We start from the raw sequence: 12,518 nt of genomic DNA on the forward strand, positions 1-12,518 counted from the left end.
AAACTTTTTTATAAAAACCCAAACATAAATCTGCTAAGGAAGAATCCTCTTTAATCAAACTTTATTTCAAAGCTACAATAGATAAATATAATGGTCCAACAAGTCCGCATTAACCATTTCATTGTATTAGATTGGTCTGAGAAAAAAGTCAGAGTTATTATACCAGCAGCAACAACCATCAAAATTATCTTCAATATAGGATCAGATTTCTTTTTTAACATGTTTTATCACTCTATTTAAAAATCTCCTTATATAAATTACATTATAATATTTTCCAAATCAAAGAAAATACTTTGCAAAAACGTAATGCCATGATCCGATTTTATTTCAATATCGGTCCCAAAAAATAATAAAAAAGTCTTGTTGGGGTAGTACCCATGCCCATCAACTTAAGAAAACAAATCCACCCCAAAACGAAAAAAGTGAACTTAATTATCATGAATAAATGTGGCGTAAAAAATTTTGTTATGGGCATATTTCGAAATCTTAGAGAGAATAAAAAAAGATATTGTTATATTCTTAAGTCTGTAATATAATGAATTTATATAATTCCTAATATTCAGAAATTAAAAGAGGAGGAAATAACATGGCAATCGCAATGGCAGTTTTAAAATTTTTAGGTGGAGTACTTCCATTCGTACAAGAGCTTTTAAAAGCATTTATGTAAGTTTATTATTCCGCAATTATTTATAAAAATTATCATACAAATGATCTGTATATCAAAGAAGAATTGATGTGCAGATCATTTGTGTGAGCAGTCTTAGAAATTAGAAAAAGAATCCCAAAAGAAATAAGGGATTCTTTTTTTGATTAATATATTTGTTTTATCCAAATATAAAAATAAATTTTTGTTGCTATATAATTATATATATATATAATTATATAGAGATATTTATTATTATAATAATTAGGAGAGAAAGAAATGAAAAAATTAATTATTTCGGGTGTATGTGCAGCGGTACTTGGTTCGACTTTTTTTGCGCAGAATTCTTTTGCTGAAACAACAAGTAATAACTCAAATCAGAATATAAAAGAAGCGAGCGCTCAAACAAGTAGTTTTATAGATGTACCTCAATCGCATTGGGCGTATAAAGAGATTCAGTACATGGCTGATCATAATATAATGCTAGGATTTGGTAATGGTTATTTTGGTGCCAAAGATAAAGTGAAACGTGAAGAATTAGCAGTATTTTTATATAGAATGATTAAGGTTCCTGACGGTCCTTATAAGAATCTTAAACCTTTCAATGACATAGATGGTTCAAATTTTGAAAAGGAAATTGTGGCAGTATACAATAATGGCATTTTTCCTTATCTGAAGGATGAAAAATTTGATCCTAAGCGCGATATAAAACGAGCAGAAATTGCAGTTTCGTTTAGAACTGCCTTTGGATTAACTAGGAAATTTGATCATCAATTTAATGATACGCAAGGTCACTGGGCAAGTGAAGAGATTAAAATTTTATATAGTAATGGTATAACTAGTGGTATAGGTGATAACAAATTTGATCCAGAGGGTTTCGTAACACGTGAACAGTTGGCTGTATTCTTATATAAAGCTATCTCAGCATCATCAAAGCCGCTCCAAATAAACTAACTATTTAAAACTGGCTCATACGAGTTGGTTTTTTCTTTGCAGGAATTTGTTTTTAAATCTGATTGTATATCAAATTTTTCCTTATGTTGATCATATGTGATTAGATATAGAAATTATCTAGTACATTATCTTTTTCTTCTTTATTGATTCCAATATATTTAAGAGTAATTTGTGGTGTACTGTGATTTAGTATGTCTTGCAACATTGCTACATCTTTTGTTTGTTTATAGAACCAATAACCGAAGGTTTTGCGCATGGTGTGGGTCCCAATGGATTCTACACCGGCAAAGTCTCCGGCTTTTTGCAATTGTCGATAGGCTTGGATTTTACTAATGGGTTGATTTCCTTTACGTGAAGGGAATAACCAGGTATTTTCTACTGTTTGGGCGTATTGATATACTTCGTCAAAAATAGAAGTAAGATTAATAATCCGTTCTTTCCTCGTTTTTCCCTCTTTTACTTTTAATTCTTTTCTACGTTTTCGTTTTAATTTTAAAATCATATAAGTCTCTAATTGAAGTAGATCACTTACTCGTAGACCTGTATTGATCCCAATCGTGAATAAGATGTAGTCTCTTTCTGAACAGTGACGTTTAAGAGCCCATTTCATATCTTCAATCTGATCTTTACTTCGGATGGGTTGGACATCAATGAGATGTGTTTTTTTGTTCATTTGTTTCTGTACCTCTTTATTTATATCGTTTTGAATGTATACTTTTCTTGCTAATTTTGAGGATATCAGGGGAATTGGGGTGAAGTCAATATTTTAGGGGAAATGAATGTAAACAAATATTCAAAAGTTTATTTTCAGTTTTGTAAAAAAACAAAAAAGAACTTGTAGAAGGACTACAAGTTCTTTTTTTAGATAGTACTAATGTTAATGGTCAAACAATTTAAACAAATACATTAGGATTTTATATATTTGTTGGTTGGTATAACTAATAGAAAAGAATAACTAAAATAAATAATAATATTTTACTAAGACCAAATCCATTGATCATCATTAGTTTGATTTGGAGTTTTCGATTCTTGAATTTTTTCAATGTTGTTTTCTATGCTCCAATTTATAGAACTTCCACCCCATTGTGCAAATTCCATATTATTTACTTTAACTTTGTCACCGACATTAAGTTTTTGTCCTTGTGTTAAGTAAACTTCTAGAATTTCATCTCCACCGTTGATTTTAGGATATTTAACAAGTACATAATCTATAGGTACGTCTACGTATTCATCAATTTTTCCTTTTTCACTAATTTCTCCTACTACATAATCAGGTCGACCATTTTCTTTTAAATGCATTCCTGGTGTTAATGATTTATTTTCAATAGAATTTGCAATCATATATTCAGTAAAATTACGCATCATTGTACCAGTAACTTTTACTTGATCTCCTATTTTTACATTTGGTATAGAATCAAAATTGATACTGATAGGATCTGTATATTGTTTTGATTCTACAAATATAACATTATTACTAATCTCAACTACACGACCTTCAATTGTTGATATATTTGATTCAATAGAAGCTGCACTAGCTTTTGTTACTTCTAATCCTGGTAAATTTGTTCCTGCAAGTGCTGCGGCTCCTAATGCACCAGCTAAAATGATTTTTTTCATACCCATTTTATAACATCTCCATTCATGTTGTAATTTTAATATTAACCTTACTGTAACTATTATAGTTACAGTAATAATGATTATCAACTATAAATTGTATGCAATATTACATATTAAAAAAGTAGAACATTGAAATTTAGTGTTTTAAAAATGAAAGCAAATTAATATTCAAAAGTTTACTTTCATTTTTATTGTTTTTATAACTAATTTTCTCAATATAGATATCATATTTATTTATGGTTTTAATATTAAAAATTTCCAGAATTTATAATATAATAGAAATGTGATGGTTATCACCCTATTGTTTTCTCCTTATGCTAAAGATAAGATCGAGTCCTTGATCTTATCTTTTTTGCTGTGAAGAAAATAAATTATAAATGTACGTTTTAAGAACATAGTTTTTGAGATGAGTATTGGGGAAGTTTTTTTACAAAAAACAGGCGAAAGTCACTTGTTATTCGATTGTCCCAAAAATAATCGTTCTGGGGACAATTCAAAATCTTAGCTTGCTGGGCATGTGGCGGGACCCGAATATGCAAAATTGCATATTTATTATGAAAATCTAGAAAACTCAACACTTTAAGGTCTTGTACAACCAAAATTACAGGTAAACAGATTGAAATAATATGAATTATTTCCCATTTTTTACAATTGACTACCTTTACAGAATGTATATGTATATATATAATTTTCAAAAAATATAAATATTCTGTTTAAAACAGGATGTAAAAACAAAGGAGAAAGAAATATGAAAACAAAGAAACAAAGTTTAGTAGTTTTATTGTCAGCTGGTATTGTTGCTACATCAATTAGTTTACCGACATCTAGCTATGCAGCTACATCAAATAATGTGCTGTCTACAGAGAAGTATAATGAGGCTATCAAGTCTACAGAGTTTATTTCTGGACAGCTGACTACACCATCTTCAACAAAAACTGAGGATGTAGTATTTCGATATGTTGATGAAAATAAGGATAAATATAAACTAGGTACCAAAAGTGCTAAAGAATCATTCACTGTAAAGAAACAAGAAGATGATACGTTAGGAGCAAAAGTTGTTCGATTACAACAAACATATAATGGTGTTCCAGTATGGGGATCTACACAAGTTGCACATGTTGATAATAAAGGAGTATTAACTGTTTTTTCAGGAACTGTTATTCCTGATTTAGACCAAAAATTACAACAACCAAATCAAAAAATTTCTGCCAATGAAGCAGTGTCCTTTGCTGAAAAGGAACTAGGATTTAAACCAAACTATGATGTGAAACCAACATCTGAACTTGTAGTATATGCAAAAGATGACACAGTATCCTATGCATATTATGTTCATTTAGGATTTTTATCCCCACAACCAGGTAGCCATGATTATTTTGTTGAAGCAGAGACTGGAAAAATCCTAGACCATATTGAAGTCTTACATGCAGCAAAAAATCCAAGAAATATTACCGAAACAGTAACAACTGGGACAGGGAAAGATTCATTTGGAAATACCCAAAATTTGAACCTCTTAAAATCTAATAATACTTATTATTTAGCAGATAAAACGCGTGGACAGGGAATTTATACGTATGATGCACAAAATCAAGGAAGTGATGATGACACTTCGTTTCTTCCAGGTGTCCTTTTTAGTAATAACACTAACAGTTTTACAAGCAAAAATGCACAAGCAGCTGTAGATGCTCATACTTATGCAGGAATGGTATATGATTATTATAAAAAAGTTCAGGGAAGAAACTCCTATGACGGAAATGGGGCTAAAATTGTTTCATCTGTTCATTTTGGACAACAGTATGGAAACGCATTTTGGAGTCCGGAACTAAAACAAATGGTATATGGGGATGGAGATGGATCAACACGTTCATTTACAGCCGCAATTGATGCTGTTGGCCATGAACTAACACATGCAGTTACAGAGTCATCATCCAATTTAATATATCAAGATGAATCTGGCGCACTTAATGAAGCAATGTCAGATATTTTCGGTACATTAATTGAATATTATAATAATTCAAAACCTGATTATTTAATTGGGGAAGATTTATTCTTCCAATCAGGTCAAGCCCTTCGTTCTATGAGCGATCCAACACAATACGGTGATCCAGACCATTATTCTAAACGTTATACAGGAACGAATCAAAGCAAATTAGTACACACAAATAGTGGGATTATCAATAAAGCAGCGTATCTCGTTGCAGAGGGTGGTACTCATTATGGGGTAACTGTAAATGGTATTGGTAAAGATAAAATGGGTAAAATCTTTTATCGCGCAAATACTCAATATCTAACAGAATCGGCAACATTTTCTCAAGCAAGACAAGCCCTTGTACAGTCAGCCGCAGATTTATATGGAACACAATCAGCTGAGGTTACTTCTGTAAATAAAGCATTTGATGCTGTTGGTGTTAAATAATTTTTATTTAACATAAAAAGATCCCTGAAATGGGGTACCGCCCCATCGCTATCAAGCTAACTAAACTAAATTTCCTTAAAATGAAAAAATACGCTATTCTTTCTGTAGAATCATAGGAAAGGATGGCGTTTTTGATGAACTAGAATTGTTTTCTATAGAGTTGCAACGATATATGTCACCTGATGATTTAGAGCAATTAGCCAGAGAGATAGGATTTTTAAAACATGGAAATCATTTTTTCGTATTCATCATTGTAATTCTGTAAAATTAGAACGATTAGAATGTCACTTATACGGACAATTAATAAGTATCCTTCTTTGTTCCTCCACCATGTTTCAAATGCGTCAATTACTCCTCATCAAGAAGAAACGAGAATTAAGCGAATATAAAGCGAATATAAAGCGATTTATATTATTAAAGATTATTTTCTACTTCTTTATCAAGCTCTACAAAAAGACACCCAAGAATTAACAAGAATATTGTTTCGGCTGTTTAATCTCTTACATAAAAACGGACGAAAATCCCATAGGTATGAGAAGAAAACAGTCTTTGATATCTTAGGTGTCGTATACAACTTTTCTATGTCTCACAATCATGTAGCATAATCTAAAAAAACGAAACCCGATAGGGTTTATTTGGTATACAAATCTTTAAATAACCTATACTAGATCTTTAGAAGCAATAAAAAATATCACTTGAAATTAAAATCATATAACCTTAGCTTGATGACGATGTGGTGCTACCCCATGCCCATCAACTTAAGAAAACAAGTTACACACAAAAATATTGACGGTACAGATTTAATTTTTGATAACTATATATATTGTTATAATGGTTACGATTATTCCTATAAAAAACATATTAGTTGGAAGGAATTTTAATAACCAAAAAGCAGTCATAATTGTTGCTACTAAAAGAAATGGTAGCCATTCTTCATGTGTGAATTTTTTTTTATTAGACAAAACAATTATATACCCTATTAATGGTAGTATTAAACATATTGTATATAAAAATTTACTTTGTAAATACCACGGTCTATTTTTCATATATTTCTCCCATATACTTTTAATTACATTTTATGTTTATAATAAAGCTTAATCAAGGGGGATCACCCGATCACCCATTGGGGGGTACAGCCGAGATACGTGAAAAAACAGGTCATAGGCTTACTTTTATTTCCAACCTGATTTTAAATCGAGTTTTTTATTGTTTTTGGGAACAATTAATTTCTTAAATTGATGAGCATGAGGGTTCTGTTGCAAAGTTTTCTACATGAAGCTACACTCTAGAAAACAGGATCTAGGAGAATCAGACATGAGATATTTTAAAGGAAAACAATTCAAGAAAGATATTATTTTAGTAGCTGTCGGCTACTACTGCCGTTTTTCTTTAAGTTATCGCGATGTCTCTGAAATCCTGAAAGAACGCGGTATTTCAGTTCAGCCAACAACCATCATGCGATGGGTTCATGAATATGACAATCTCATCTATCAAATTTGGAAAATGAAAAATAAATCTGCACGCTTATCTTGGCATTTGGATGAAACTTATATCAAAGTTAAGGGAGGATGGCGTTATCTCTATCGTGCAATTGATAAAGAGGGACACACATTAGATATTCAACTTCGTAAAAAGCGAGATCATCAAGCTGCCTATGCCTTCATGAAAAGATTAGTAAACCATTTTGGAGAACCAACGGTTCTCACTACAGACAAAGCGCCAGCATTACTTTGCGCATTTAACAAATTAAGAAAACAAGGATTTTATCAAACTACAATCCATTGTACTATCAAGCATTTAAACAATCTTATTGAACAGGATCATAGGCATGTAAAGAGACGTTTTGCTAAATCCGCAGGATTTCGAAATCTTCGTCATGCTTCACGTACGATAAAAGGTATTGAAACCATTCATGCTCTATATAAACAAAGGCGAAGTCTTCAAAGAGACTCCGCCTTTTCAACGTACAATGAACTTCAACAATTACTAGCTACTTCTTAAACATTGCTCTTCATTTACCAACCTGTTTATGCTTTTTTCAAACTTTGCAATAGAACCAAGAAAATCTTTCTACTATATTCACTGTCTCACCCTGTTCTGTAAGTTGTGTTGCATAAGTAATCACCCGGTTTGTTCTAAATTGTGTTGTATGGGCAGGCTAAACAAGAGTCCTTGTTTCTTTTAAACATATATAGATGTTATTTCATATAAAGTGATAATCTGTTTAAATATAACCATTAAAATTTGTTTTTATTTCGAAATATTCAGAAGCATTTCAGGTGTGTAAGACAAATGAAAGATAATTCAATATGAAAAATATTGTAGTTTAGGTACACTCATTAACATAAACTACAAGAAAAGAGGCATACTCACATGGACATACTACAGGTTCGCGACTTAAGTAAAATCTACACAGGAAAAGCAGCCTATAAAGCACTTTCAAATATTGATTTGACGATAAATAAGGGGGAGTTTGTAGGAATTATGGGGCCATCTGGAAGTGGAAAAACTACTTTCCTCAATATGATTTCTACTATTGATGCGCCAACATCGGGGGAAGTATTGATTAATGGCAAGAACCCTTATCGTTTGTCCTCTCATGACTTAGCACTATTTCGGCGTCGTGAATTAGGATTTATCTTTCAATCATTTAACCTTTTGAATACTTTAACAGTAAAAGAAAATATTCTTCTTCCACTTACATTAGACAATGTAAATCTGAAAGAAATGAACAAACGAGTAGAACTAATTTCAAACCAATTAGGTATTGGGAAAATTTTAAATAAACGAACCTATGAAATTTCAGGCGGACAAGCTCAACGAACAGCGATTGCTCGTGCACTCATTCATTCTCCTCAATTAGTTCTTGCAGATGAACCGACAGGGAACTTAGATTCAAAAGCTGCTGGTGATGTAATGGAACTATTAACGAAATTAAACAAGGAACAACAAGCAACCATGATGTTAGTGACACATGATCCAATGGCTGCGAGTTACTGCGACCGAGTGGTCTTTATTAAAGATGGTACATTTTATAATGAAATTTATTGTAGTGATACTCGTTCTATGTTTTATCAAAACATTATAGATGTATTGTCCTTACTAGGAGGAAATCAACATGAATTTTCGTCAATTCGCATGTAATAACGTCATTCGCAATAAACGATTATATATCGGTCATTTTTTAAGTAGTACATTTGCTGTTATGATTTTTTTCACTTTCGAGTTACTTGCATTTCACCCTTATTTCACTGGGAAACTTGCATCGACAAGTGCAACCATGAGTGCTTTGGGCACACAAGGATTTAAGATAGCTCAATATTTGATTATATTTTTTTCCTTTTTCTTCATTCTATATTCTGTCACTGCGTTTTTAAAAACAAGAAAGCGAGAATTTGGAATTTTAATGCTCCATGGTATGGCTAACTCCCAATTACACAAACTGATCTTTATTGAAAATATGTTCATTGGGTGTTGCTCTATTCTTGTTGGTATTGGACTTGGACTTGTTTTTGGAAAATTAGTTTTGTTACTGAGCGCTTCCCTTTTGGCATTAAAAGGTGGTCTTCCATTTTATTTTCCATACAAAGCGATTCTAATAACAGGTCTCTCGTTCCTCATTCTATTTATAGTTGTTTCTTTGTACACTACGCGAATGATGAAAATATCTCAGCTTATCGGACTCATGAAATCAGAAGAAAAACCAAAACCAGAACCAAAGTCATCTAAATGGTTAGCTTTACTCTCTATTCTTTTTATTGGTATAGGATATGCATCAGCATTTTATTTATATACTGCGTTATGGAAAGGAAATAGTTTTGTATATGTCATGTTAGCTTGCGTCTTTTTCACTGTAGTAGGAACATACTTTTTATTTACCCAACTTAGCTTTTATCTCATCCAAACATTGAAGAAGCGTCAACATACTTTCTTTAAAAAGACCAATCTGTTAACCCTTTCAGAGCTAGCGTATCGAATGACAGATAATGCGAAAACGCTATTTCTAGTGAGTATTCTTTCTGCTGTTGCTTTTACTTCTATTGGTGTTTGTCTTGCTGTAGGAAGCAGTACATTCGCACAATCTCAGACTCCTTATGCATTTAGTTATACATCTTATAAGGGAAATGTGGAGGAAGCATCTCATATTGCTCAGATAAAAAAACAATTGAATAATGCTGACTTTTCCTATAAATTGATCTCTCCTACTGTTTTCACAACAGAAAATATGGCAGATATCATGAAGCTTACTGATTATAATGCATCCGCTAAAATACTAGGATATCCTGTTGAAACTTTGCAGAATGAACAAGACAGCCTCATTCTTCCATCAAAAAGTAGGCTTAGAGGGGAATCCCAAGATGAATTTAAAAAAGAAATTTCGTCTCTTACACTGCAGGAAGGGAATATACGTATCGATGTTTCTGGTAAAAAAATATTAATGGATAATGTACTTTGCCCTTCTTTTGGTTTTATTTCTGTTGTTTCTGATTCCGTTTACGAACAAATTATCAATACGCCACCATTACAAAAACAGGAACACAATCAATATACACAATATGGATTTTTAATTAAAAATTGGCCAGAAACGGAAGATATTTCTAAACAATTCATGAAGATGTTCCCTTATGATAGCGAAAAAATGAATCCACCTTATAAGTTTGAATCCTTATTTTTACAGTGGTTAGAAGGAAAACAAGAAAATGGACTTCTGTCTATCATTAGTGTATTAGTAGGGATTGTATTTTTTGTGTTTGCGATCAGCTTTTTGTACTTCCGTCTATTTACAGATTTAGATCGAGACAAAAAACAGTATGAAATGCTTTCTAAAGTAGGGTTAACCCAAAAAGAGTTAAAGAAAATTGTCACACAACAAATTAGCATATTGTTTTTTGTACCAATTGTAATTGCGATAATTCATAGTAGCGTGGCCTTTGTAGCATTACAATATTTAGCGCAGCGTAAGTATATAGATTTATCTGTTACAGGAAATTCCATTCTTATATTCACAAGTTTTATATGCGTACAGATCATTTATTTCTTAATTATCCGAAGAAATTATTTGCGTCAGATAATTCAATTACCACGCTAATACGCCATGTAGTTTAAGCATATTTACCATTTAAACGGAAAAATATTTTTCAGCTCAATGTTACTCAACATAGTTACGTATTTTAATTTGTTTTGTAATATGATGCAAAAATTAGAAAAACGATCTTCTTTTTAAACGAATTTTTTAGAGAGAAGATCGTTTTTAAATTTATTAATATATCAATTTAATACACACACATTATTAATTGGATTTGCAACGAAATGAAGTTTAGTATTAGTAAGGAATTATTTTGGATAGAAAATAGTCTTAGCGTGGGTTTTTTCCGAAATGATGGCGATACCCCATCGCCATCAAGCTAATAAAGGCAAATACCCCCAAAACGAGAAAATTGGCATCTCCAGGTGAAAATATACATTTTTTTGTTCTGGGGCAACCAGTTTCATTAGCTTGATGGGCATGTAGTGGGACCCCAAAATGGACATTTGGGTAGGCAATCCTTCTTCTCTTAAAATAACCTTAAATATATTATAGGTTTAAGAATATTAGAAAAAATAAATGGTATAATTTTCTAAACCGTCCTAAATAAAGTTGATTTTAGAAAAGGAGTAGAGGGGAAATGTTTCAGAAGCTCAAATTTTATTTAATAAGCCTTGTAATTAGTTCAATGTTAGGTGGGATTATCATAGGTGCTAATTTCTTGGTCCATAACATCTATTATTTAGTTGTAGGTAAAGAATTTCATTTTAATATGTGGTCTTCCATTATTATATTTAGTATCGTATTTATTTCAGGTTTTGCGTATATGTTGAAAAAGGGTCCAGATATACTTGTTAATGATTAAACCAATAGTAATTATCGTAGGCGCTACCGTGATCTGGGTGGCGTCTTGTTTGTTGTTAAGGAAAGATAACAAAACTAAATTTCCTTAAAATGAAAAAATACGTTATTCTTTCTGTAGAATCATAGGAACGGATGGCGTTTTTGGCATGAACTTATCGACTTTTGATAAATTAGAATTGTTTTCTAAAGAGTTACAACGATATATGTCACCTGATGCCTTAGAACAATTAGCTAGAGAGATAGGATTTGTTCAACGAAAAAGTAAATATCGTGCACAAGATTTAGTAGCTCTTTGTGTTTGGTTAAGTGAAAACATAGCAAACGCTTCATTGACACAACTATGTAGTCGATTAGAAGCTACCACAGGTATTTCTATGAGTTCAGAAGGACTCAATCAGCGCTTTAATTCTCAAGCTGTAAAGTTGTTACAACAAATATTAGCCTCGTTACTCCATCACCAATTTTGTTCATCTAGCCAGGTTCTAACATCGTATATAAACTACTTTCGTCGGATTCGTATATTGGATTCCACACATTTTCAGGTTCCAGATAAATTTGCTTCTACATATCAAGGTTCAGGAGGTAGTGGTCAAAGTGCTGGTGTGAAAATTCAACTAGAATACGATTTATTAAGTGGTCAGTTTCTACATGTTCATGTCGGATCGGGAAAACACAATGATAAAGCCTATGGTTCTACTTGTTTAACGACTCTTCAACCGAACGATGTATGTATACGGGATTTAGGATACTTCGATTTAAAAGATCTACATACTATAGACAAGAATGATGCTTATTTTATTTCAAGATTAAAGCTCAATACACGGATATATCGGAAGAATAAAGAGCCAGAATACTTTCAAAATGGAACAATAAAAAAGCATTCTGAGTACATCCAATTAGATATGGAGCAATTCATTGATCAATTACAGTCAGGTGAAACATATGAAATTCCTGAGATTTATATTGGAATGTATCAAAAGCTTCTTGTAAGGGGTACCACC

At 31.9% G+C, this 12,518-nt stretch carries 9 protein-coding genes and 1 pseudogene; 8 read left to right on the plus strand and 2 right to left on the minus strand.

The genetic code is table 11. The annotated features are described in order from the left end of the window. Window positions 1–922 precede the first annotated feature (922 nt). Window positions 923–1,597, plus strand: coding sequence for an S-layer homology domain-containing protein (locus tag BPMYX0001_RS25990; RefSeq protein WP_006097151.1), 675 nt, complete (start codon window positions 923–925; stop codon window positions 1,595–1,597). 100 nt (window positions 1,598–1,697) lie between these two features. Here BPMYX0001_RS25990 and BPMYX0001_RS25995 read toward each other — a convergent pair whose 3' ends face one another. After that, window positions 1,698–2,270, minus strand: coding sequence for a tyrosine-type recombinase/integrase (locus BPMYX0001_RS25995; RefSeq protein WP_006097152.1), 573 nt, complete (start codon window positions 2,268–2,270; stop codon window positions 1,698–1,700). A 305-nt stretch (window positions 2,271–2,575) separates the two neighbouring features. Beyond that, a complete protein-coding gene (locus BPMYX0001_RS26000; protein WP_006097153.1) occupies window positions 2,576–3,220 on the minus strand; it encodes a hypothetical protein in 645 nt (214 codons plus the stop codon). A 742-nt stretch (window positions 3,221–3,962) separates the two neighbouring features. Here BPMYX0001_RS26000 and BPMYX0001_RS26005 point away from each other — a divergent pair. From BPMYX0001_RS26005 to BPMYX0001_RS26035, 7 genes and pseudogenes are all read left to right on the plus strand, one after another. Next, on the plus strand, window positions 3,963–5,627 hold the full coding sequence (locus BPMYX0001_RS26005) for a M4 family metallopeptidase (RefSeq protein WP_006097154.1): 1,665 nt from the start codon (window positions 3,963–3,965) through the stop codon (window positions 5,625–5,627). A 201-nt stretch (window positions 5,628–5,828) separates the two neighbouring features. Further along, window positions 5,829–6,232 (plus strand): annotated as a pseudogene (locus BPMYX0001_RS31595) (IS4 family transposase); the annotation flags it as partial. A gap of 709 nt (window positions 6,233–6,941) precedes the next feature. Then, window positions 6,942–7,628, plus strand: a complete 687-nt coding sequence (locus BPMYX0001_RS26015) for an IS6 family transposase (RefSeq protein WP_006097157.1) — start codon at window positions 6,942–6,944, stop codon at window positions 7,626–7,628. A 372-nt stretch (window positions 7,629–8,000) separates the two neighbouring features. Then, on the plus strand, window positions 8,001–8,771 hold the full coding sequence (locus tag BPMYX0001_RS26020) for an ABC transporter ATP-binding protein (RefSeq protein ID WP_006097161.1): 771 nt from the start codon (window positions 8,001–8,003) through the stop codon (window positions 8,769–8,771). Then, the gene (locus BPMYX0001_RS26025; protein WP_033799408.1) at window positions 8,746–10,716 is read left to right on the plus strand and encodes an ABC transporter permease; all 1,971 of its coding nucleotides are present in this window, start codon (window positions 8,746–8,748) and stop codon (window positions 10,714–10,716) included. The genes BPMYX0001_RS26020 and BPMYX0001_RS26025 overlap by 26 nt, the downstream gene beginning before the upstream one ends. 577 nt (window positions 10,717–11,293) lie before the next feature. Further along, a complete protein-coding gene (locus BPMYX0001_RS26030; RefSeq protein WP_033799409.1) occupies window positions 11,294–11,518 on the plus strand; it encodes a hypothetical protein in 225 nt (74 codons plus the stop codon). A gap of 145 nt (window positions 11,519–11,663) precedes the next feature. Next, window positions 11,664–12,518 (plus strand): IS4 family transposase (locus BPMYX0001_RS26035; protein ID WP_157753669.1); only part of this gene is annotated, 855 nt, incomplete at its 3' end.

Origin of the sequence: Bacillus pseudomycoides DSM 12442, from assembly GCF_000161455.1 — a bacterium.
Taxonomy (GTDB): Bacteria; Bacillota; Bacilli; order Bacillales; family Bacillaceae_G; genus Bacillus_A; species Bacillus_A pseudomycoides.